This window comes from Desulfospira joergensenii DSM 10085, assembly GCF_000420085.1.
Lineage (GTDB): Bacteria > Desulfobacterota > Desulfobacteria > Desulfobacterales > Desulfobacteraceae > Desulfospira > Desulfospira joergensenii.
This window is the reverse complement of the sequence record NZ_ATUG01000001.1, coordinates 2147511-2170526: the sequence shown is the minus strand read 5'-3', so window position 1 is coordinate 2170526 and position 23016 is coordinate 2147511. Positions and strand designations below refer to the sequence as shown.

17 protein-coding genes are annotated in these 23016 nt (G+C 48.7%); 12 read left to right on the top strand and 5 right to left on the bottom strand.

The features are described 5' to 3' along the window. The 8 genes from F608_RS31520 (at position 1) to F608_RS31510 (ending at position 9579) form a co-directional block, all read left to right on the top strand. Entirely contained in the window at positions 1 to 2016 is a 2016-nt protein-coding gene (locus tag F608_RS31520) for a type VI secretion system Vgr family protein (RefSeq protein WP_022665694.1), read from the top strand. A gap of 13 nt (positions 2017 to 2029) precedes the next feature. After that, the gene (locus F608_RS34655) at positions 2030 to 2407 is read left to right on the top strand and encodes a hypothetical protein (RefSeq protein ID WP_022665693.1); all 378 of its coding nucleotides are present in this window, start codon (positions 2030 to 2032) and stop codon (positions 2405 to 2407) included. Beyond that, positions 2392 to 3138: a LysM peptidoglycan-binding domain-containing protein gene (locus F608_RS0111000; protein WP_022665692.1), complete on the top strand. Its 747-nt coding sequence runs from the start codon at positions 2392 to 2394 to the stop codon at positions 3136 to 3138. The genes F608_RS34655 and F608_RS0111000 overlap by 16 nt, the downstream gene beginning before the upstream one ends. A 210-nt stretch (positions 3139 to 3348) precedes the next feature. Continuing rightward, positions 3349 to 4161 carry a hypothetical protein gene (locus tag F608_RS0110995; protein ID WP_153307484.1) on the top strand — a complete coding sequence of 271 codons (813 nt, stop codon included), beginning with the start codon at positions 3349 to 3351 and terminating at the stop codon, positions 4159 to 4161. Positions 4162 to 4201: 40 nt separating this feature from the next. Beyond that, on the top strand, positions 4202 to 5977 hold the full coding sequence (locus F608_RS0110990) for a hypothetical protein (protein ID WP_153307483.1): 1776 nt from the start codon (positions 4202 to 4204) through the stop codon (positions 5975 to 5977). A 33-nt stretch (positions 5978 to 6010) separates the two neighbouring features. Beyond that, positions 6011 to 6415, top strand: coding sequence for a DUF4280 domain-containing protein (locus F608_RS0110985; protein WP_022665689.1), 405 nt, complete (start codon positions 6011 to 6013; stop codon positions 6413 to 6415). Positions 6416 to 6738: 323 nt separating this feature from the next. Then, entirely contained in the window at positions 6739 to 7782 is a 1044-nt protein-coding gene (locus F608_RS0110975) for an ABC transporter substrate-binding protein (RefSeq protein ID WP_161626846.1), read from the top strand. A gap of 6 nt (positions 7783 to 7788) precedes the next feature. Further along, positions 7789 to 9579, top strand: coding sequence for a PAS domain S-box protein (locus F608_RS31510; protein WP_084681041.1), 1791 nt, complete (start codon positions 7789 to 7791; stop codon positions 9577 to 9579). Positions 9580 to 9649: 70 nt separating this feature from the next. Here the strand turns inward: F608_RS31510 and F608_RS0110965 are convergent, their stop codons facing one another. After that, on the bottom strand, positions 9650 to 10744 hold the full coding sequence (locus tag F608_RS0110965; protein WP_027362661.1) for a mechanosensitive ion channel family protein: 1095 nt from the start codon (positions 10742 to 10744) through the stop codon (positions 9650 to 9652). A gap of 24 nt (positions 10745 to 10768) precedes the next feature. Further along, entirely contained in the window at positions 10769 to 13750 is a 2982-nt protein-coding gene (locus F608_RS0110960; RefSeq protein ID WP_022665685.1) for an aminotransferase class III-fold pyridoxal phosphate-dependent enzyme, read from the bottom strand. Between the two features lie 245 nt (positions 13751 to 13995). Here F608_RS0110960 and F608_RS0110955 point away from each other — a divergent pair, with 245 nt between their 5' ends. From F608_RS0110955 to F608_RS0110940, 3 genes are all read left to right on the top strand, one after another. Next, positions 13996 to 14769 (top strand): MASE3 domain-containing protein, encoded by a 774-nt coding sequence (locus F608_RS0110955; protein WP_027362660.1) that lies wholly within the window; start codon positions 13996 to 13998, stop codon positions 14767 to 14769. Positions 14770 to 14772: 3 nt separating this feature from the next. After that, complete coding sequence (locus F608_RS0110950) at positions 14773 to 15675, top strand: sulfite exporter TauE/SafE family protein (protein WP_022665683.1); 903 nt, start codon at positions 14773 to 14775, stop codon at positions 15673 to 15675. 430 nt (positions 15676 to 16105) lie between these two features. Beyond that, entirely contained in the window at positions 16106 to 17215 is a 1110-nt protein-coding gene (locus F608_RS0110940) for a hypothetical protein (protein ID WP_027362659.1), read from the top strand. A gap of 148 nt (positions 17216 to 17363) precedes the next feature. Here the strand turns inward: F608_RS0110940 and F608_RS0110935 are convergent, their stop codons facing one another. After that, positions 17364 to 18785, bottom strand: a complete 1422-nt coding sequence (locus tag F608_RS0110935) for an Hsp70 family protein (RefSeq protein ID WP_022665680.1) — start codon at positions 18783 to 18785, stop codon at positions 17364 to 17366. A gap of 381 nt (positions 18786 to 19166) precedes the next feature. On the opposite strand from F608_RS0110935, the gene F608_RS0110930 reads away from it, so the two are divergent. Continuing rightward, positions 19167 to 19385, top strand: a complete 219-nt coding sequence (locus F608_RS0110930) for a hypothetical protein (RefSeq protein WP_022665679.1) — start codon at positions 19167 to 19169, stop codon at positions 19383 to 19385. A 45-nt stretch (positions 19386 to 19430) separates the two neighbouring features. Here F608_RS0110930 and F608_RS31505 read toward each other — a convergent pair whose 3' ends face one another. Together F608_RS31505 and F608_RS0110920 are read right to left on the bottom strand one after the other, a co-directional pair. Further along, entirely contained in the window at positions 19431 to 21485 is a 2055-nt protein-coding gene (locus tag F608_RS31505; protein WP_022665678.1) for a methyl-accepting chemotaxis protein, read from the bottom strand. 517 nt (positions 21486 to 22002) lie between these two features. After that, on the bottom strand, positions 22003 to 22929 hold the full coding sequence (locus F608_RS0110920) for a hypothetical protein (RefSeq protein WP_027362658.1): 927 nt from the start codon (positions 22927 to 22929) through the stop codon (positions 22003 to 22005). Between the last annotated feature and the right edge of the window lie 87 nt (positions 22930 to 23016).

Genomic DNA, 23016 nt, shown 5'->3' with positions numbered 1-23016 from the left:
ATGCTAACACAGGACAATAAACGTTTTTCAATCCACACCCCCCTGGGCAAAGACATCCTGCTCCTGGCCAGGTTCCGGGGACAGGAGGCCGTGTCGGAGATGTTCCGGTTCGATATTGAGCTTTTCTCTGAACAGCAGTCCATTCCCGTAAAGGACATTATCGGCCGGAACGTGACCATTTCCCTTACCCCGGCCCAGGGAGGGGAACGGTTTTTTAACGGTCTGATATCGAGTTTTACCCAGGAGTACCCAGGGGATGAGCCCGGTCTTGAAGGACAGCAGCTTTTCCGGTATTCAGCGGTCATGGTCCCTGGCCTCTGGCTGCTGACCCGGACCTCCGACTCCAGAATATTCCAGAAGATGAATGTCCCGGAAATCCTTGAAAAGGTATTTTCAGACAACGAGTTTACGGATTACCTCATGGATTTTGAAACCGCAGGCTATGAAGAAAGAGAGTACACCGTACAATACAATGAAACCGATTTTAATTTTATTTCCCGGCTCCTGGAAGAAGAGGGCATCTTTTATTTTTTTGAACACGCAGACGGCAGGCACCGGATGGTCATGAAGGATAGTCCGTCCAGTGATTATTGTATTGACGATGGGGACGGGGAGATCCGGTTTCAGATGGGAGAGCGGGGACCCGATGGAGAAGAGGAGTCCATTGAAAGCCTGAAAATGGCGCACCGGATCAAAACGGGGAAGTACACCTTAAAGGACTATAATTTTGAGATCCCGGATACCGATCTGGAAGTTACCTATGACACCACAAACAACCTGGGACCCGGAGAGCGGGAACGGTATCATTATCCGGGAAGATATGCCAAAAGGGAGGCCGGCGACAACCAGGCATCCCTCCGCATGGAAGAAGAGGAAGCCCGTATCTCTGTTTTGAGCGGCAAGGGCAATTGCACTCTGTTTTCCAGCGGTTCTGTTTTTGAACTCAAGGAGTCTTATCAGGAGGACTGGAACGACAAGGAATACCTGATCACCCGGGTACTCCACAAGGCAGACCAGGCAGACTCCTATTTCAGCGGCCTTCAGGTCCGGGAAGAAGAAACCCGGCCCTATGAAAATCATTTTGAGTGCATGGACAACTCGCTGCCTTACAGGCCCCGGCGCCTGACCCCTGTACCGGTGATTGACGGGGTCCAGACGGCCTTTGTCGTCGGGCCCGGGGGAGAAGAGATCTACACCGACGAGCATGGCCGGGTCAAGGTCCAGTTCCACTGGGACCGGGAAGGAAAATATGATGAAAACACCTCATGCTGGCTCAGGGTCGCACAGTCCATGGCCGGCCAGGGCTGGGGATCCGTGTTTCTGCCCCGGATCGGCCACGAGGTGATCGTGGAGTTCATCGAAGGCAACCCGGACCGGCCCATTGTCACGGGCCAGGTCTACCACGGGGTCAACACCCCGCCCTACAGTCTGCCCGATGAAAAGACCAAGACCACGTTCAAGTCAAGCTCCAGCTTAGGCGGTGAAGGATTCAACGAGATCCGGTTCGAGGACGAGGCCGGTGAGGAACAGATCTTTATCCATGCCCAGAAGAATTTTGATCTGAGGATCGGCAACGACCGGTACGAGACAGTTGATAATGACCGGCACCTCCATGTCACCAACGATAAGTTTGAAACCGTGGAGAATTTCCGGCATGAAACCGTGACCGGTGATCACATGGAGGAGATCGAAAGCGACCGCCATCTCGATGTCAAGGGCAAGGAGGCCAAGCAGGTGGGGGGCAGCAAGTCCCTGACGGTCAAGGGGGATGTAATAGAGGTATTCAAGGCCGGTCACTCGGAGCAGACCACAGGGGATTATTACCTGAAGGCCAAAAATGTTGTTATTGAGGGCATGGAAAATATCACCCTCAGCGTGGGCGGGTCTTACATCGCCGTTGAATCCGGTTCCATCGAGATCAAGACCGGGGGGGATGTTACCATCAACGGGACCAACGTATCGATTGCCGGCAGTGCCGGAACAGAGATCACTGGCGGAACCGTAAAGATCAATTGATAAGGGAATCACCATGGCCAAGAAAAGCGGAAAGGCGGGGAGCGCTGTTTCACCTGGGGCGCCGGACAAGGCAGAGGATGCGGACATTGCCGATCCCGGCAAAATGGCCAAGATCAAAGCCGAGCAGGTAGAAAAAAAGCAGGGCAAGTACGGCAAGGAGGAAACCAAGCCTCACAAACCCGAAGAAGAAAAATCCTGGATAGAGATCGAGATGGTGGGGGAGGATGATAAACCCATACCCGGGGAAAAGTACAAAATAACCCTGCCCGACGATACCGTGGCCCAGGGCACCCTGGATGAAAAAGGCTTTGCCAGGATCGAAGGCGTAGAACCCGGAACCTGCAAGGTCAGTTTTCCTGACCTTGATAAAGAGGCATGGGAGAAGATCTGATGGCCGGTAAAGAGTATAAGGTTAAGTCCGGGGATTGCATGTCCAGCATCGCATTTGAGCATGGTTTTTCCCCGGATACGCTTTGGAATCACAATGAAGACTTGAAACAGAAACGAAAAAAGATGAATCATCTGGAAGTGGATGATACCCTTATCATTCCTGAAAAAGAGGAAAAAGAAGAATCCGGTGCCACAGAACAGAAGCACCGGTTCCGTAAAAAAGGAGTTCCGGCCAAATTAAAACTGAAAATTTTCAAACTCGCGGTTTCCGAACCCACCGGGGAACAGAGCACAGCCCAGGAAGATTCTTCCCAGGCCGACACGCAGTTTGAAGAGCCCCATGAGACAGCAGAAATAGAGGAAGAGCCCTGGTGCGACTGCCCTTTTACCCTGATCGTCGACGGCGAACCTTTTGAGGGAATGACGGACGGGGACGGCTTCTTAGAGATCTCCATCCCCCCCAATGCCAGCCAGGGCGAGTTGATTATGAACCCCAATGAACCGGATCAAAAGACCTATCCCCTGAGACTGGGAACCCTGGGGTCTGCCGATGAAATCGCCGGGATGAAACGGAGGCTTTCCAACCTTGGGTTTGATTGCGGCGATCAATTAAATGAAATGACAGAATCCTTTGAGACAGTATTGAGAATATTTCAGGAGACCCATGAACTTGAGATCTCAGGTGAGCTGGATGATCCGACTAAAAATAAAGTGCTTGAATTAACCGATTGAACCCTTTACTGGGAAGAATGTGGACACCGGCCTTCTCATAATACCATTTTCAGCACCCGGCATCTATTCATGAAAAGGAATAAAACCAGGATGTTTGTTTTAAAGATAAAAATTTTAAAAAAAATCAAACAGGTGCTCAGGATCATGGGGTTATGTTTGGGTCTTATTGCAGTAATGGGTATACCCAGTGTGAATGGAGGGAAGAAAGACATGGACGCGGATAATATGATGATACTTCAAACCAGCAACGACCCTGACGAGGTGTGCCGGGCCGCCCTGGAGATCTCCGGCAAAGAGAGTCCCGAAGCATTGGGTTTGCTGGGCGAACTCCTCGGGGATGAATCGTTTCTCGGCCGGCTCGATTCTGTGAAAGATTATGAGAGCCCTCCTGAAACACTCAATATCACGGGTATACTGGAAACCCTTGGGGGAAATCCCAGTCCCGAGGCCAGGAAGGTTCTCATCGGGCTGACCCGGAACAGGGTCTTTTTGTCCCGTCTGGCCCGGGTTGAAATGCTGATCCTTGCCTGTGCCGAGATAAGGCCCGTACCGGAACCTGTGATGGAATTCTGGACCGGACAGATCGATCCTGAAAACAGTTCCTCTCCTTTGGTGGTGGAAGCCCTTTTTACCAACGCCACTGAACCGGCCATGAAATTATTTGAGACCATGGTGACGGATCCTTCCTATCCGCAGTCCGATAAAAGTTTCTGGCTGTTGACCTATGCCGTTCCCCATCGGGATGACCTGCATTTCCTTGAAGTCGCTGAACGGGTCATTAAGACCGGCACAGACCCGGACATGACATTTGAATGGATTCGGATCATTTTTGATTTTAAAGAAACCTGGTATCCACCCATAAACATACCCATACCGCCGAATCCCAATGAAATTGACCCCCAGGCAAAAGACAAACTCATGGAAATCGCAGAGATTGCCCTGGCCGTTAAAGATCTTCCCCTGAATTTGAAACAGGCTGTTGAGACCCGCGTAATGCTGTATGGAGAACAAAAGGAAAAATAAAGGCCAATAATTCGAAATAGCCTGACAGGAGACATGAAAAATGCCTGCTGATGAACAGATTCGTGTTACTTTTCTTCGCATAGAGCTCCACGGGAGTTCGGGCAGGAGAACTTCAGGGAGGTTCCGTTTTATCGCTGATGCGGGAGAACACCGGTTCGGGAGACTCGAGGAACAGACCGCCCAAGTGGACACAAGGGAGGGGACCATGCACATTGACCTGGAACCCCTGGGCTGGACCTGCGATATCACCGTAGCCGGGTTAAGACGGCTCAGAATCAAAACCCGGGGCGTCAAACTCAGGCGCATCCGCAACCGATCCCTTGGAAGCACCCTGCATAAGTTCAAACAGGTGCTTGAACTTCCCGGCCGGGATATTTTACATGTCCGGCAGGATGTATATGAAAATTCCTGCCGGCATTATACGGTCCGTTACAGGATCGAGGCACGTGCCCAGGGAGATTTTGCCATTCATCCTCCGGATACGGTCTTTGCCACCCGGAGCCACAGGGGCGGCGTCACATATACAACGGTTTCCGGACGTGTCAGGCTGTCCAGGATCGAAATCTGTCCGGTTTTACCGGTTCCGCCCACCGGACTTCCTCGAAGGCCGGCCTTCCCGACAACGGCGCCCCCTGCAAGGACCTACGCCGGGAGAGCCCGCCTTCACCCGGGCGATGCGGTCAACGGCATAGAAAATCCCAGCTGGATTCCCATACTCACCGAAACCCAGGCCGCCACAACCAATACGGCCAAGTTGAAGGTGACCTATTACCGGCCCAGAACCTTGGGGTTTACGGCCAATGATCCCCGGCTGGAATGGAGTGCAGAGCCTGCCAACCGGGTTCGTTTTCTGAACAATGACAATCATGGCCGGACGGTTCAGGTTTACGGCACAGGAAGCACCACTTCCGCCGATATCGACGTGGTTTTTACTCTGAAGTTTGAAGGTGAGGAATGTGCAAAATTCCGGACGGTTCTGGGACCTTTGAAAACCATACCCTGCCGTTTCAATATTTTTAAGGGCCCGCCGGGCCCGGCAGACGATCCCAACCGGCACAGACCCACGGTGACACCGGCCGATATCGGGTGCCAGCTGGAAGTGGCCAATATGTTTTTGCGCCAGAGCGGCATACAATTGCAATTGGACAGCAATGCCACACGGAACACGGCCCGGCCCGGAGGAGGCGCCCCCCCCCTTGCGGTTACGGCCTCGGGAACAACAGGCATCTATTCGATCACCGTCCCTTCCGGCCAGACCCGGAACGCTCCCTGGAACAGCATATGGCTCCAGGCCAATTATCGCGCCGGAGTGATGAATTTCTGTTATTTAAAAAGCTCCACCTTGAGCAATGCCCTGGGCTTTGCTTTTAAATGGCCTGAACATCCAAGCTCCACTTCTGCCAATAATCGTTGGAATTTCCAGGAGAACGGCACACCCTCTACCTCCTGGATACAGCCTTCCGGGAATCGGCCGGACAGAGCGGCCAGGACCGTCACCATGAAGGTGATTGCCGGCTATAGATGTAACAGCGGACTGCCCAACGACCTGAACGGTATGGCAATTATAGAAAGGACCAATGATATGTCTACCACAAATGGTCGCAGGTCTTACGGGGCCACAGTTGCCCATGAAGTCGGTCACATGCTGAGCCTGGGCCACCGGATAGAGAGCCCGACAATCGCCGGGGGCAGATATGATGATGAATTAACATTTCCCCCGCGCCAGAATGTGATGCTGTATTATTCAGCGGACAGCGCCGGAGATTTTGATATTGCCCAGACAAAGGTCATGCGCAGCAGCGCTTTGATTCCCTAAGAGGGAAATGATCGATCAATTAAGGAGAAATCAATGGCCAAACAAGTCTGTGCCGACGCCATGCTTCAGTGCAGTTTCGGAACCGCGCCCTCTTCTCTGGTGGTTACCCCGGAAAAGAGGGTGATGACCACCACGCCGGCAGCCAATATCATGGATCATGTCCCGGGAAAAAACATCGTAACCTTCGGCATGTGCAACACCCAGTCGAATCCGGCCGTGGCAGCGGCCACATCCGCCGCCACCACGGCTGCGTTAGGCGTGTATACCCCGACCCCGGCGCCCTGTGTCCCGGCCACGGCATCCCCCTGGATTCCGGGAGCTCCCACGGTCCTCATCGCCAATCAACCGGCCCTGAACGATACCTCCACCCTGAACTGCATCTGGGGCGGGGTGATTACCATTAAAAGCCCGGGCCAGACCTCGGTGGACATCCCCTGATCTTTCCGCCTTTGCCCGGAGTTTTTACAGAACCATGGCAGTTTCCTTATTCTTTTAAATCCTCATGGTCTTAAGATGGGCTGAAATCATCACAAGGGGGTCTCGAATCCCAAAAAAAACAGAAGCAATCCCTTTTAAAAAATAAATTTTCATTGATCAAGACGATGGTTTCTCATAGAATACATGAATTATCTTTACGAAAAACAGTATTTCCCAGAGTGTTCATTAAAACCGAGGTCTTTATGGGTGTGAAAATAAGCAAATATATTATCCTGCTCTGTTTCATTTCACTGATATCCGGTTCTTTAGGCAGTCCTGCCGATATGCCAAAGCTCAATAAGGGCAAAAAATGGAATATCGCCTATTATGAGGGAGGCCCTTTTTCCGACTATGCCGAAACCATGAGAGTTCTCGTGACGGGACTCATGGAACTGGGATGGATTGATAAGACTGAATTGCCAAATTATGATGAAGAGATTCAAATGCCGTATTGGAACTGGCTGACCCGATGTGAAAGTTCTTATCTGGCCTTTAAAGGTAAAAATGGATTTTCCGCGAACTGGGATGATAAGGAAAGAACCCTTGTACGGGAAAGGGTCCTTGGAAAGCTGAAATCAGGTTCCATTGATTTAATCATTGCCATGGGTACCTGGGCCGGACTTGATTTGGCGAACAACGGGCATTCCGTACCCGTTCTGGTAGTGTCAACTTCAGATCCCATAAAAGCGGGAATCATTAAGAGCGCGAAAGATTCAGGATATGCCCACGTAACGGCACGGGTCGATCCCAATCGCTATAAGCGTCAAATAAGAATGTTTTCAAGAATTGTCGGTTTTAAGACATTGGGGATTGCCTATGAAAATACTCCCGAGGGAAGGGTGTATGCTGCAATGGAAAGCGCTGAACAGATTGCCGGGGAAAGAGGATTTAAGCTTGTTTTGTGTGAAGTCATTGATACAAATGCAGACACGGCCGGATCTGACCAATCCTGTTTTGAATGTTATGAAAAACTGGCTGCAACATGTGATGCCGTATATGTTACGGCTTTAACCTGTGTGGACCGGCAGGCAAAACCGATAGCAGATATTTTCCGGAAAGCCGGGACGCCCTCTTTTGCCATGCTGGGATCGAGATTTGTCAAAAAGGGGATGATGCTGAGCATTTCAAGTGATTCCGGTTATACTGCCCTGGGTAGGTACAATGCAGCGAAATTTGGTGAAATCCTGAACGGAGCGGAACCGGGAGACCTCAACCAGATTTTTGAGGATCCCCTGGATATTGCGGTAAATATGGAAACGGTCAGACAAACGGGATTTGAAATGCCTGAAAGTATTTTAAAAATTGCAACTGAAATTCATGAGCAGTAGATTGTAATGTCTTCGCGTTTAAAAGGGTATCTGAGCGTGGGTTTTGTCTGTTTTGCGTACTGGATACTGGACAGCATCTGGTCTTATATATCCTTTGAGTATAATTTAAAACAACTGATTTTTGCTGAGCCCGGATCTTATTTAGATCCGTTTTTGCTGAAGGTTCCTCCATATCAGATCGTTTCCCGCCTGATGGTCCTTGCTTTATTTATCGTCCTCGGTGTCCTGATCACGGAGTTTATTATTAAAAAACAGGAAGCTGAAAAAAGACTGAAACAAAGCGAAGAAAAATACCGCCTGCTGGTGGAAAATCAAACAGATATGGTGGTCAAGGTTGATATAGACGGCCGTTTTCTATTTGTCAGCCCATCCTATTGCCGGATATTTGGAAAATCAGAGGAAGATCTTCTGGGAAAGACATTCATGCCCCTGGTACACGAGGAGGACAGGGAATCAACTGCCAGGGCAATGGATGCCCTTTTTTCTCCTCCATACACGGTCTATTTAGAGCAGCGTGCAATGACCAAGTCAGGTTGGCGGTGGCTGGCCTGGATGGATACGGCTGTTTTCGACAGCCAGGGAAATATCGCGGAGATCATCGGCGCCGGACGGGATATTACCGATAAAAAAAATGCAGAAAAAGAACGGGTAAAAATCGAAAATCAGTTGAAACAGGCCCAGAAGATGGAGTCCATTGGAAGACTGGCCGGAGGCGTGGCCCACGATTTTAATAATATGCTCAGCATCATCCTGGGAAATACTGAAATCGGCCTGGAAGATTTGGAACCGTCAAACCCTGTGATCAAGAACCTTGAGGAAATTCAAAAAGCAGCCCGGCGATCAGCCGACCTGACCCGCCAGCTATTGGCCTTTGCCCGGAAACAGACGGTTTCTCCCCAGATCCTGGATCTGAATCATACCATAGAAAAAATGCTTAAGATGCTCAAGCGTTTGATCGGGGAGAATATTGATTTGTCATGGCATCCGAAACCATCCCTGTGGCCGGTGAATATAGATCCCTCCCAAATCGATCAGATTCTGGCCAATTTATGTGTCAATGCAAGGGATGCCATAAAGGATATCGGCAAGATTACCATAGAGACGGATAATGTTCATCTGGATGAGGATCAGAATCAGACGGGAATTCAACCCGGTGAATATGTTCTCATCGGCGTCAGCGATAATGGCTTGGGTATGGATAAAAAGACCATTGACAATCTCTTTGAACCGTTTTTTACCACAAAAGGGCTCGGCCAGGGCACGGGGCTCGGCCTTGCCACGGTATACGGCATCGTTAAACAGAACAAGGGCACGATCAATGTTTACAGCGAACCGGATAAGGGGACGATTTTTAAAATTTATCTGCCGAAACACACCATAGAATTTGAAACCGAAGCACAAAAGCCCATTCAAAAGGAACTCCCCGGAGGCCATGAAACCATACTGCTGGTTGAAGATGAAAAGGCAATGCTGAAAATGACAAAAGGGATGCTTGAGCGGCTGGGCTATAACGTCCTGGCAGCTGCCACACCGGATGAGGCGGTTCTGGCCGGAAACAATTTTGATCAAAAAATTCATCTATTGATGACAGATGTTGTCATGCCCAAAATGAACGGACGTGACCTTGCCAAAGAAGTATTACAAACCCGTCCGGATATGAAATGCCTTTTCATGTCCGGATATACCTCAAATGTAATTGCGGATCAGGGTATTTTGGATAAAGGATTACATTTTATCCAAAAGCCTTTCTCAAAACAGGACCTCTCCTACAAAGTAAGAGAGGTCTTTGATAAGTAAAAAATATAGCCTTGGGCAATGGCCCGGACCCTCACAATGGTTCCCGGGAGTCCGCGTTCCCCATCGGAAATCAGGCGGTCCCATTGCCGGAATTGTGGCTGTCCGGCGGAATAATATGGACATCCCGCTGGGGGAAGGGGATTTCAATATTCTCTTTGAGAAACCGCTTATAGATTGCCGTATTGAGCATGTGGAGCACTGACCCCTTCTGTACCGGTTTTCTCACCCAGCAGAGCAGCTCATGGTCCAGGCTTGAATCACCGAATGCCCGGAACCGGACCCTTGCCGCCGGAATCGAACAGACCTGGGAATTTAGTTTTGCCTCATCCAGAAGAACTTCATGGACCTTGTCAATGTCGGATCCGTAGGCCACGCCCACCTTCACCCGGATCCGGTATTTTTCATGCCGTCCCCCGGCTTCATTGATTACCTTTGTATTTCCCATGATTGAATTGGGAACCGTAATCTCCACATCGTCCCGGGTCAGAATGCGTGTGCTCCGGATTCCTATGGTGGTTACATACCCGCGCTCCCCGGATTCAAGAACGATCATATCCCCCAGTTTGTAAGGAGCGTCAGCCATGATAAAGACACCGGAAAACAGGTTGGCCAGGGTGTCTTTTGCCGCAAAAGAGACGGCCAGACCCAGAATCCCGGCGGAAGCCATCCAGGCGGTCAGATCAATATTCCATACCAGGAACAGAATATACATGGACACGCTGATCACAATGATCAGCAGCAGATTGTTAAACAGGGGCAGGGTCCTGTCCTGGATGAGCTTAAACCGGCTTTCGTCATGGCTTACGAGGCTGAGCAGCAGTTTGGCCAGCCTGGAGACGGCCACCGACCAGATCAGGATACCGATGGTTTTCAGCCCGCCCATGGTTACGAAATCAACGCTCTCCTTAAATGCCAGTCTTTCCGTTGCCAGGGCCAGGCCGAAGAGAAGGATACTGATGAAAATGGGTTTGTGAAAAATATCCAGGATCTGATCATCCAGTTTGAAGGTGGTCTTTTCGATCCATTTCCGGGCCACCCTGCGTATCATCACATCGGCGATTTTGGCCAGTCCTGCAAAGACCAGGATGATGACCAGGGCCTGGAGGTAGCGGTTGGGTGCCACCTGTGAGAGCCATTCCAATAATTGTTCTTTGTTCAAGGCCATGATTTTTCTCGCTTTATTTCGTTTTTATTTCCCAAGTAAGGATTGGGCCTCAGCCAGCACCCTGTCCATCGTCTCAAGGATGTAATCTATATCTTCCGTTTCAACGGTCATGGGCGGTCTTATCTTTAGGATATTGTCATGGGGGCCTTCGCTGCCCATGAGAATCCTGTGCTCCCGCATGCGGTTCTTCACGTAACCGGCCAGAACGGTCCCGGGTTCACGGGTCTGAGGGTCGGTCACCAGATCAAGGCCGATGAAAAGCCCGCAGCCCCGGACATCCCCCACAACTTCATATTTTTCCTGCAAATCCCTTAGCCCGGCCAGAAGTTTGTTCCCCATCTTTCTGGCGTTTTCCTGTAGGCGTTCATCTTCAACGATCCTGAGCACCTCAAGCCCCGTGCGGCAGGAGAGGGTGGAACCGCCAAAGGTGGAGAAAAACTCGGGTCCCTTGGCAAAACTGCCGGCGATCTCTTTTGTCGTGACCACAACGCCCAGGGGATGTCCGTTGCCAATGGGCTTGCCCAGAACAACGATGTCGGGAACGGCGCCCTGGTGCTCAAAGCCGAAGAAAAAGTCGCCAAGGCGGCCCAGACCCGTCTGCACCTCATCGGCAATACAGACCCCGCCCGCGTTCCGGATTTTTTCATAGACAGCCGGCAGATAGCCTTTGGGCGGGATGATCTGGCCTCCCACGCTGGGAAAGGTTTCGGCAATGAATCCGGCCAGTTTCCCTTTTCCCGCGCGGATATCGGCCAGGGCCCCGTCCACCAGATCCGCATATTTTTGTGCAATATCTGCCCCGCCGCGGCGGAAACGGCCGCGGAAGTTGTCGGCCACCTCGATCAGGTGGACCCATTCCGAGGGGCCGACCCCGCCTTTGGCGTTAAACTTGTATGCCGAGATATCGATGCAGCCGGTGGTGTTGCCGTGATACCCGTGGTCCGGAGTGATCATATCCCTGCCCCCGGTATGGGCCCGGGCAAGCCTCAGGGACAACTCGTTGGCTTCGGAACCTGAGTTGACAAAAAAGCAGATGGACAGCGGTTCAGGCATGTAGGAGGCGATCTTTTCGGCAAAGGCAATCTGGGACGGATGCAGATAGCGGGTGTTGCTGTTCATGCGTTTCAGCTGGTCGGCGGCAACCGCCTGGATCCGGGGATGGGCATGGCCCACGTGGGGAACGTTGTTATAGCTGTCCAGAAAGGGTCTGCCCCACTCGTCAAACAGATGGGTCTTCCAGCCGCGCAGGAACATGATAGGATCGGTGTAGGTCAGTTTCAGGTTCTGTCCGAACCTTTCCCTTCGCTGGGCCAGGATCCCGGCCTTGGAGGGCGGTTGATAGACAAGTCTTTCATCCTCAAGATTCAGGAGAGCCGCCGGATTGGGATAAAGACTGGACCAGAAAGTGCGTTCATCCGGGTCCACGGCCCCGGGCCAGTTGGGATCAACATGGATCAGACCTGTTTGAAAGTGCAAATGCGGCGCCCATCCGCCGTTGTGATCCGGTTCGCCCAGGGCTGCAAAGGCCTCTCCTTTTTCAATGGACTGTCCCGGCGCCATGGATCCGATGGATTCAGGATTCAGATGGCCGTAAAGGGTGAAAAAGGGAGAGCCTTCTCCGGTTTCATGGCAAAGAATGACCAGACCTCCGTAATCCAGGTTGTCCTTCCGGTTCTCAACGGCCTCCACCACGGCGTTCAGGGGCGCAAAGACCCTTGTGCCGGCCGGGGCAAAGATATCCACGCCAATATGGACGGTTCTGCGGTTGCTTGCCTTGAAAGGCCCCTTGTAAAAGGCCCTGTCCGTATAGATCAGGCGGGGTTCCGCATAATATCCCAGATGAAAGCCTTGGGCTTCCACACCCAGGGTTCCAGCCTCATCAGGGGTCAGATCAAATGGATTTTGGGGCAGGGTGGAGTCGGCCACGGACAGGCTGACCCGGGGCAGGGCATCCAGGGACCGGCCCAGAACCGGGGCAAAGCCCCCGCGGTTTTTATTGAGCCATTCCATGACCGAACGGGCCTTGTCGTTAACCCCGAATCCGCAGGCCGCCCGCAGGCGGGCCGCTATCAGATCCGGATTGACCTTCTGGGACTCCAGAAAGGCCCAGGCCGGGCCCTGGGATATCAGGACGTATGGATCATCGGGCTTTTCCCGGGCCATCATGGTGGAGTTGACCACGGAAACGGCCAGGCGCAGGCGCAAAAGGGGCCAGATCATATCGATCTCTTTTGGGGAGAGCGGACACTCGCTGTGAAAGCCCTTTACCAGATTTTCCAGGACGCTTTCCGGGTCCGGGTGATCCAGTACCATGTAGGCGGCGGCAATGGCCAGATCGCAGACCACAGGAGAGAGGCACATATCCCCCAGATCAATGATGCCGGAGACGGCAGGAGGAGCTTCCAGACTTCCAATCACCAGGATATTGTAATCGTTGATATCGTTGTGAACGGCCTGGGCGGGCAGTTCGTCCAGATCCGTCTTGATTCCGGAAAAATCATCCAGGATCTGTTGGAGGACCTTTTGCCGGGGTTCATCGGCAATCATTCCAAGGTGTTCTCCAATCCAGCCGCCCGAGGGCAGATGCCATTTAAATTCCCGGTGCAGGGCTGAATGATGAAAACCCTTCAGAGCATTATCCATGGCCCCAATGGTTTCTCCAAGTTTTAGGACAAGGTCGCAGGTCTTGGGTTTGAATTCGGCCCAGGTTTTTCCCTCGATGTTTTCCAGCATCCAGAGAATCCGGTCGCATCCTTTTTCGTCTTTGCAGATTTCAAAGGGCCGGCCTTTTTGGGAGGGCACAACCAGGGGCAGGGAAAAGGCGTTAAGGTGATCCAGCGCAGAGCATTGCAGGTCCACAATATCGGTCGGACAGCCTTCCCGCATCACTTTAAGAATATGGGTGGAATTGATCCGGAAATTCAGATCATACTCACCGTCCAGCCGGATAAAGGCCCCTTCAATGCCCCAGAGATCTTGAACCGCCCCCTGCCAGTGCTTTGTCATGCATGTCTCCAAAAATAAAAAAGGGTAAAAGATTTCTTCATGGCATATTTTGCCCGGCGGGACAATACCTATTTTTGTTTCACATCGCTCTTGAAACTATTGTATCCCCCATAATTCGCAAATCTTGACAACCATTTTTTCAGGGCCTATCATTGCCAGGCTTATTGTATAGAATATCGGAGCAAATGATTTAAAAATATGACCGGCTTTTAACGAGGCTTTATTTACAAGAGACGTTAAACCCAATGTTTTCAACTACACCTGCAAGAATACTGTTAATTACAGCCCTGGCTCTGACCGCTGCGCTTTTGGGATTATTTGGCAGGCTTTCTGTCTGGCAGTGGCAGCATATTCAGCTACATTCGACCATAGAAACGCTTGGAGGTATAACAGCTTGCCTGATTTCCGTGATATTGTTCATCCGGTCCCAGGAAAAACTGAATGCTTGCCTTGCTATGCTGGCAACCGGGTTTGCAAGCATGGGCGTGCTTGATACAGCCCATGCCATAAGCCAGCTTGGTGATTCCTTTATTTTTCTTCACAGCGTCGCCAGCCTGTCTTGCGGTTTCTTTTTTGCTTCGGTCTGGTTCAGCAACAAACGGCGGTTGGGAAGCCTTTCCGAACTGCGTTTCATATACTTTGGATTTATTATTCTGTCGATTTCAATAGGGTTGAGAGCGCTGTTGTTTCCGGCTGATGTACCCAAAATCATGCCCCTGTTTGACGGTGGATTTACCATGGCCGCAGTCCTGATCAATCTGACAGCAAGCCTCCTGTTTATTGCTTCAGTATTCAAGTTTTATCAGATGTACCGGCAACAGGGAGACCGTCAGTATCTTCTTTTCGCCTGCCTGGCGTATCTGTTTGGAATTGCCGCTATCATTTTTCCATTTTCAAGGCCTTGGAACGGTATGTGGTGGGCCTGGCACCTGGTAAGGCTGTCGGCTTTTTTCATCACGCTGGTGTTTATTGCAAAGCAGTATGGAAAATATCTGGGAGCAAAACAAGGGGATGACTAAATAATGAAGCTATGGTCCCCCTTGCTCAAAGCACCTAAATACCTGGTGTTCTGGATGCTGGCCGACGCAGTATATGTTTTTCTTCTGTCTTTTTTTCTGGACACAGGAATCCCATTGGGCTTTTCCAGGTTTATCTTTGTCCATCTGCTGGCCATAGCTGTGGGGGCCATGGTGATGTTTACCGGACTGGGAGCCGGGGTGCTCTGGATACCGGTTTTGACTTTTTTAAATATCAGACCTTCCGAAGCGGTTGCCATTTCTATATTTACCCAGATTGCCGGTAAAGGAACGGGCTCTCTGACCTATCTTTTCAATGGTATGGTGGATTCGAAAACGGCGGTTGCATTTATCCCCATGGCTCTGGCAGGGGTGACCATGGGCTTCTGGGCCGGCTTTTATATCCCCATGGCCTACGAGCGACTCCTGCTTTACATCTTTCTGCTCATTGCCGGCTATTTGCTGATGAGAACCATCCAGTCCCTTCATATCCATGATTCGGATATTGACAAAAGGTCGGCTTCAGACACGCCCATCCACTATGCCAAAAGCTATCCCGTGGTCATCCTCTCTTCATTTTTCACCGGCCTTCTGAGCATCGGCAACACAGATTGGCTCATCCCTCACATGACGACCAAACTCAATATGCCCACGTCCCGTGCAGTGGCCACCAGTCTGTTCATCATGTTTGTCACCATCCTTTTTTACCTTTTTCTGGTCTGTGTAAGTGTCTGGTTTGGGCATGCATCCTGGCCCCAAGGGACCTCCCTATTGTTTGCAACCTGCAGCGGCGTTATCATGGGAGGCCAGATCGGTACACGCCTGATTCGTATTCCATGGTTTAAAAAATATCAGAAACATACGTTTATCATATTGCTGGCCATGTCCATCATCCATCTTTTATGGTAGGCCAACTGTTTGATTTTCATCCTCAACCCGATCATTGTAATTCCTGGAATGGTATGTTTTTTTCTAAAAAATATTGATAATAGGTGCGCTGTCCTTCGAGTTCAATAAATTTGCGGCTATAATTTTTGACAGCAAAGCCTCCGGGATTTTTTTTCTTATTTATCCTAGATAATAAATATAAAAAGCCTCTCTTATTGACACTCCCGGTTTTTCATAATAATGAAACCATAGGGTTTGGGGCAAAGTTTTTTCCTGCTCGGATTTCAATCTCTTTTCAAATTATTGAGTTTCAATTTTCTATTCAGCGACATTTGATTTTTTTCCAGCAGTATAAAACCTGGGAGGAAATGGAAGAACTCTTCATTGATCAAATTTGCCCGGTTTTGTCCAGAATATCAAATTTAATATATATCGAAGAGAAAGTGATGCCATGAAAGAAGAGAATAAAGGGTTCCTATCCTGGCTAAAGGATAATTGGCCATGGTTGGCGCCGGTTTCCTATATTTACGTCACTTATGTTGGAATGGTTCAGGCATATAATCTGTTTAAAAATTTCGGCCTGTCCATATTTGAATTTGCAGAACTCAATGATTTTCTTCTGGCGGCATTTCAAAATCCTTGGTTTTTTCTCTTTGTTCTTCTCCCGTTTTTATTCACCGGGATTTTTCTTGTCGCGATTACCTCAATCAAGAAATGGGTTCTGTATAGAGGAGACAGCTTTCAATCTCCGGGAAGAATAAAAGCGGCAAAATTCTGTTCCATTCTTATCCTCGGTGGTTTGGTGATCCTCTTTCCGATCTGGGCTCAATTAACTTCAAAAGAGGACGTTCTTGCGGATGAAAATAGAAAAATCCGTCTGCTCGTGAGCCAGGGAGATAAATCAAAAAATGTTTCCGGATGGATTGAAAAAATGCGCCTTATCGGGACAACTGAAAAATTCATATTTGTGTATAATGAAAAAACAGATACGAAAATAGCGATCCCCCAATCAAATGTATATCGCTTGGAATTTAATTGGAACAATAACGGAAATACGGGCTTGGGATACACGCCGGAGCCTGGCCTTTTTAGAAATGTCAGAATTGAAAATTTTTTTTCAGAACAAAAACAAAAAACCGGATATGAATTGATTGATATTTTTTGCTGTTTTGATATGGGTGAGCACCAAGCCTCAGATTCATCATCCGGGGATGAACACTTATTAAATTCCATTGTTGAAAAAATCAGAAATAAATCAAAAAAAATGCATTTGGGGCAGTTAATTATTGTCGGAGGAGTAGATAAGATAAAGCTGTCCCATGCCAGAGAAAAACAATATGGCTCTAATTTAGGGTTAGCACAGGCAAGAGCCGAATGGATTTCTGACTATTTAAAAAAACGGCTGGGTCCTTATTTAAAAAATTGTCAGATTTTAACATTGGTATCCGGGCCCAAAGAATCATTGAGATCAAACATTGATATCGAAAATTGGGATGAGGATGAGCATTTTCGCGAAGATAGAAGCGTCCGGATTTATGGAAGCTGGTTTGCCAAAGAGTGAATCGATTCTAAAAAATTGAGGGTTCAAGATCTGCCCCTGGGATTTTCTCAGAATTTTCCAAAAACCCCAAAACCGTCCTGGGTGTTACGGTTCGTTCCGGTATATTTAAAAATTTTGATTAGGATATTTGCGACTTAGGCAATACCCGTTAATCACAAGAATATTTATAACCGTGGTAATTGGCGATCGCCAAGCCTGCTGCAATACCCTTAAATTCACTGTGGGCCTTTACCCTGCCTGGAAAACGGTTTGCAAGCATACGCTGTACCTCTGGAATCAAAGAGGATCCGCCGGTGCTTATCAGATGGTCAACACACTCTTCATCCAATCCGGATTTTTCCAGAATGCGGTCAACTGCACCGTCGATCTTATCCAATAGGCTTACAATGATTTGTTTAAATTCAGGTTTGGTAATTTCAACTGAAAGGTCTAATTCGGGCACTTCGATCAATGCGATATCCTTTTCAGACAGGGAAATCTTGGCCTGCTCAATCGCCTTAATGACTGAATAAGAATAGTTCCAGGTAATTAATTCCCGCAGTCTGGTTAATTTTTCTATTGTCTTTTTGTCTTGGCGGTTCGAGTAAAGTGCAGTGTCTATCTTGTCCAAATAATCTTCGTGGTTAAGGGTATGGGTCTGATGCCAGTTCAGGAGACCATCCTCAAATTTTGCAAAGGGGAACAATTCTTCGGCTACAATGTCTAAATGTGCGGTCCTGACAATGAGGCCCTTTCCAAGTTCCGGAAAAATTTTGGTCTCGTATATTAATTGGTTAATATGATCCCCGCCGATAGGAATACCGTGGGTTGCCTGAATGGAGAATCCATTGGATTCGATTTTAATGACGCACAAATCAAGGGTCCCGCCACCAAAATCAAAAGCGAGTAATCGCTCCCCTGCACAGGGTTTCTCATCCGCCATAAAGCTGATAGCCGCCCCCAGAGGTTCCGGGAAAAATTCAGGCTCCGGCAGTCCGGAATACCTGACGGATTTACCAAGCTTTTCTATGGCCATCCTGTTTCCTCCAATTGTATCCTTTTCAAACTGGACAGGTCTTCCTATATGGATTGATAAAGGTTTTTTGTATATGCTCCTGTGCAGCCGTCTTTTTATGTGAGCCAAGATAGGTGTGATGAGCGCCTCAACATTGTACTTGATTCCAAAAATATCGATTGTCTCTATGCTTCCCATGCCCAGCCATCGCTTTAGACCCCGTAGCAGAAGGCCAGGCATGTTCTTGTCGACCTTTGCATGAACATCAAGGGCCACAGTAGTATCGCCACCATTGTCCTCGCGTCCTCGCAGCATGTTGCTCTCACCGTGGGTGACTCGAATGGTTCCCAAAGAAACTTCTTCCAAAATGATCTGTCGTCCTTGGTTGAATTCAAGATAATTGTTCAATGCTTCGGTTCCAACAGTTGCAGTGTAATCCCGATCCATATAATTCGCAGTTGGCATGACGACATCATAACCATCTTCATCGTCAATGGCAATATACGACACGGTCCTGCCATCGAAGATGGCCAAGGTGGAATTTGTTGTCCCAAAATCCAAGCCGATTCCAAGCATGATCTGTTCCTTTATAGAAAAGCCCAAAAGGCAATTATATTTATGACTTATGAGTTGGGGTTTCAATAAATATCACAACAAAAAAATAAAGAATAAACTGTGAAGCTGTAGTCAGGTCAATACCGCATTAAAAACAAAATACCCAAGCGCAAGTCTTGCAGGATCATGGACATCATACTGGTTAGGGGCATGGGTCAGGCAATAGAGTCGCAGTGGGAGACCCCAAGAGTGGAGGGTTGGCAATAGATTTTTTGGGGTCCTTAATGGACCAGGGACCGTGCATCAAACATCGGCAAATGCACATCAGCCTTGATCCCGATGGGTGACCGGCGTGGATCAGCTCCGCAACCCCGCAGGTTGAAATAACAGGCGGGAAAAGATATGGAAACCGGTTATTGGTATATCTGCGCCATGCATGGCCTGGGCCCAGTTAGTCAGGATATTGAGCAGTACCTGCTGGATTTTGCTGGCCTGGCAGGGAACGGCAGGAAGGTTGTCGTCGTATTTCCTGGTGATCTCAATTTGTTTAAAATCATACTCTTTTTTTTAATGATTCGTATTTTAAATCATCTCGTCTGGAAAGTAAGGAATGAAAATTGATTAACCCGGGCAATAAATATTTGCCCGGGTTATGTATCTATGGAATTAAATTTTAAACGTGGACAGAATTTCTTTTAGTTTCCCGGATAATTGAGACAGGTTCGATGCATTGTTATTGACACTCATGCTGTCCGCTGACATCTTTTCTGATAGAGCGTTTACCTGGACGATATCTTTTGCAATACCATTGGAGGCAACTGAAATCTGCGCCGTATTTTTTCCGACCTCTTTAACCCCCTGGGAGGCATTTCCGACATTCCCTGAAATTTCGGATGTGGCAATGGATTGCTCTTCCACTGAAGAAGCGATGGTTGTAATGATATTATCAACACCATTAATGACGTTGGCCACATCGGATATTTCGTCCACAGAGGAACTGGCGGATGACTGAATCCCTTCGATCTTATTTTTGATTTCTTTGGTGGCCTCTGCCGTCTGACGGGCTAAGTCTTTAATTTCTGAGGCGACAACAGCAAATCCTTTACCCGCTTCTCCTGCCCTGGCCGCTTCGATAGTCGCATTGAGTGCCAGGAGGTTGGTCTGCTCCGAAATATCATTGATGGTGTTCGTAACCTCACCAATATCAAGGGCCGCACGGCCTAAATCCTCCATACGGACGGAGGCGGTTTGGGTTTTTGATACAGCATCACCGGAAATCGCCTTGGCCTTTTCAGAGTTGGCCGCGATTTCATCAATGGTGGCACTCATTTCCTCGGTGGCAGAGGCCACCATGTCAATATTGGCAGAGGCCTCTTCCATGGCAGCGGCCACCGAGCTGATATTGGCATTCATTTCTTCTGTGGCAGAGGCAACGGTCTGGGAATTATTCAAAGTCTCTTCTGCTCCAGATGCCAGGCCTCCTGCCAGGACAGCCAAATCAGATGATGCCTGATCCAATTCCTGTGCATTGCCTGAAATGATGGTCAAAAGGCCTTGAAGTTTTTCCATAAAAAGGTTGAACACTTTTGCTAAATCACCGATTTCGTCTTTTGATGTCACTTCCAAACGCCTGGTGGTATCGCCTTCACCTTGAGCAATATCATTGAGGCTATCCACAACTTGCCTGACCGGTTTTACGATGACAGCACCTGCAATGTAATAGATGGCCCCGAAAAGAATCAGCATCGTAACAATACTGATAATAATACTGACATTCCTCTGAAACCGGGCCTGGGAAAGGACTTCTTCCACAGGCGCTCCTACAGCGATGTGCCAGGTTTTACCTGTACGACCCAATTCAATGGGAGAAAAAATAAAATTCGTTTTCTTGCCGGTTTTGGCAGAAGTAATGATTTCAGTGGCATGCTCCCCCTTGGACAGGGCATTCATAGTTTTTTCAGAGAAAAAATCTTTGGCAGGCTTCCCCACCAATTTTTTCAGGGGATGGGCAGCAACAATGCCAGTGTCGGTGATCAACATACCGTATCCGGAATCATAAGCTTTAATATCTATGACAAGTTCATGCATTTTTTCCATGGAAAAATCGGCACCAGCCACCGCAACAACCTGGCCATTGTACTTAATCGGTACGCACACCGATATGACAGTAACCTTTTTCCCTCCGATTTCATATTCAACAGGTTCGGTGACCATTTCTTTGCCTGTAGCTCTAGGGTAAGAGTAATATCCTGTACTTGTACCATCTTCATATTCCACGCAGGGTTCAATATGAATTCCGCCCACCCGATTCCAATAGGCAACGTATCTACCCGTATCGTCATGCCCTTCAGCTCCTTTGAATTCATTGTCCCGGCCGTCTAGGGCATTCGGTTCCCATATATTCCAAACCCCCAGGAGGTTGGGGGTATCTTCCAATATCTGCCGGATCAGATGGTTCAGGGTAGATCTTTCCGGGATTTTGCCATCTGCTTTAAAACCAGATAGAACCTGGGCCAAAGTTCGTGCTGTATCCAGGGCCTGATCTATTTCATTTTTAATCTGGTTGCTGAATTTTTCTGTCATAATTTCAGTTTTTTCCTTGGCCTCGGTTTTAGAAGCCTTAAAGGAATTAATCGTGATTACAGAATTTGAGATTGCCAATGAAATAAACAGTAAACTACAAATTGAGAGCAGCAGCTTGCCTCGTAAACTCAGGTTCATTTTTTCTCCGTTATTTAAAATTGGGTTGCTTGGATAATCGCGAGCCTTCGGTAAATAAGTTAAAGTTCAATTTTTTTCTCAAAACCAATATTTGGAAGCAAAATAGTATAGAAATAGATAACTAGCGTCAACTCCTTTTTGAAACCTCCATGCTGAAGAGGGATTGGGTTCTGCCCTGCCGGAGCCCGGGTGGAAAGGGGGGGAAGTCTGCTTTTGACTCTTGGAAGATATGAGACAAAAGTAGTTGAGATTCAGGCGTTGACTACTAGTATGAGCTTGCTTCCGCTATTCAATATCCAGTTTGTGAATTCGTCGCCCTGGGCTATCTTTTGTAGTTTTAGTACGGGCTTTTTTAAATAAACGGTTTCGTATTTAAAATGGAATTTGGCAGGTTAACGGTCCTGTTTGGTTGAGATAATCTTCTCTGGCGTTTATGTCGTAAGAGAGCAGAAATTTAATATTTTTTATGAAGAGAAATGATAATAGGTATATGTCCCCCGAATTTTCGAATTTAAAATCATGCACGGAAAACAATCAGGGATCGATATTTTCTCAAAGTATGATGATTCAGCAAGGGAAACCACTCATGGATGTGGCCGGGAAGGGAACGGGTATCTGGAACAACAAAGTCTCTTTTTTTCATCCCGATTTCATCCAGGAAATAGACAAAGGCCTCCACCGCTCCATTCTGGTGTTCTCCCAAGACCCGTACATTGAGCATTTCGTTTTTTAGCGCGGAAGAAGCTTGTTCGCAAAGGTTATGGAAAAGCCAATCCGGTTCGTTGGCACAGTGCAAGGCTCCGAATAAAACAATGTGACGAGATCCCGCTTCAAATGTGCTCCAAAAGTTTTGAGCAATGGACCGGTCACGCGGGTTCAAAGAGCCATGATGATTCTCCGCCTGTGTATCGGTTTGTTCAATACCAGAAATCCTGATATCCGGATTCCTGCCCCTGACGGTGCGGAGTATGTTCATTATATCGGCATCCAACAGGGGGAAATAATCCCTGCCCGCCTCCATTCTCTTGATCAACCCCTTCAATTCCCCGGGGGTGGCTTCCAGCATGAGAACATCGAAGCTGAGAGCTGGGAAAAATTTTTTTGATAGAAAGCTACGGGTGGATTCCTCATGAAGTTCACCCATGCACAATATTTGAAAGTTCGATTGCCCAAGACGGGCAAGCCATTGCTCTAATGGGACAAGATTGGATGTAAGGCATTGCCTCATGGCGGCTTTTTCAGGCTCCGGCAGTTGCTTAAATAATCCCAGGGCGTTGACCGCCGTCTGATGATGGAGAGGATGCTGAATACGCTCCAGCTCCACCGGCCCACTGGGAGGACCCGGATATTCCTCAAGTATCCAGTCATAAACAAATAAAAAAAACAGGATAAGGACATACCCGCCTAAAGTGGCCAATATGACGCGGACCAGGGGTGAGTCCATCTGGAAAACTCCACGAGCCCCGTGCAGATCAAGGGCTATTTGACGGATGTTAAAGTTTGAGAGCAGCCTGAATAAATATCTATCGCA

What these genes read in the sequence shown, in the direction of transcription:
- F608_RS31505 (WP_022665678.1), bottom strand. Translation starts at nt 21,485, where the DNA reads ATGAACCTGAGTTTACGAGGCAAGCTGCTGCTCTCAATTTGTAGTTTA.
- F608_RS31510 (WP_084681041.1), top strand. Translation starts at nt 7,789, where the DNA reads ATGTCTTCGCGTTTAAAAGGGTATCTGAGCGTGGGTTTTGTCTGTTTT.
- F608_RS0110950 (WP_022665683.1), top strand. Translation starts at nt 14,773, where the DNA reads ATGAAGCTATGGTCCCCCTTGCTCAAAGCACCTAAATACCTGGTGTTC.
- F608_RS0110920 (WP_027362658.1), bottom strand. Translation starts at nt 22,929, where the DNA reads ATGGACTCACCCCTGGTCCGCGTCATATTGGCCACTTTAGGCGGGTAT.
- F608_RS0111000 (WP_022665692.1), top strand. Translation starts at nt 2,392, where the DNA reads ATGGGAGAAGATCTGATGGCCGGTAAAGAGTATAAGGTTAAGTCCGGG.
- F608_RS34655 (WP_022665693.1), top strand. Translation starts at nt 2,030, where the DNA reads ATGGCCAAGAAAAGCGGAAAGGCGGGGAGCGCTGTTTCACCTGGGGCG.
- F608_RS0110955 (WP_027362660.1), top strand. Translation starts at nt 13,996, where the DNA reads ATGTTTTCAACTACACCTGCAAGAATACTGTTAATTACAGCCCTGGCT.
- F608_RS0110960 (WP_022665685.1), bottom strand. Translation starts at nt 13,750, where the DNA reads ATGACAAAGCACTGGCAGGGGGCGGTTCAAGATCTCTGGGGCATTGAA.
- F608_RS0110930 (WP_022665679.1), top strand. Translation starts at nt 19,167, where the DNA reads ATGGAAACCGGTTATTGGTATATCTGCGCCATGCATGGCCTGGGCCCA.
- F608_RS31520 (WP_022665694.1), top strand. Translation starts at nt 1, where the DNA reads ATGCTAACACAGGACAATAAACGTTTTTCAATCCACACCCCCCTGGGC.
- F608_RS0110940 (WP_027362659.1), top strand. Translation starts at nt 16,106, where the DNA reads ATGAAAGAAGAGAATAAAGGGTTCCTATCCTGGCTAAAGGATAATTGG.
- F608_RS0110990 (WP_153307483.1), top strand. Translation starts at nt 4,202, where the DNA reads ATGCCTGCTGATGAACAGATTCGTGTTACTTTTCTTCGCATAGAGCTC.
- F608_RS0110935 (WP_022665680.1), bottom strand. Translation starts at nt 18,785, where the DNA reads ATGCTTGGAATCGGCTTGGATTTTGGGACAACAAATTCCACCTTGGCC.
- F608_RS0110985 (WP_022665689.1), top strand. Translation starts at nt 6,011, where the DNA reads ATGGCCAAACAAGTCTGTGCCGACGCCATGCTTCAGTGCAGTTTCGGA.
- F608_RS0110975 (WP_161626846.1), top strand. Translation starts at nt 6,739, where the DNA reads ATGCCAAAGCTCAATAAGGGCAAAAAATGGAATATCGCCTATTATGAG.
- F608_RS0110965 (WP_027362661.1), bottom strand. Translation starts at nt 10,744, where the DNA reads ATGGCCTTGAACAAAGAACAATTATTGGAATGGCTCTCACAGGTGGCA.
- F608_RS0110995 (WP_153307484.1), top strand. Translation starts at nt 3,349, where the DNA reads ATGGACGCGGATAATATGATGATACTTCAAACCAGCAACGACCCTGAC.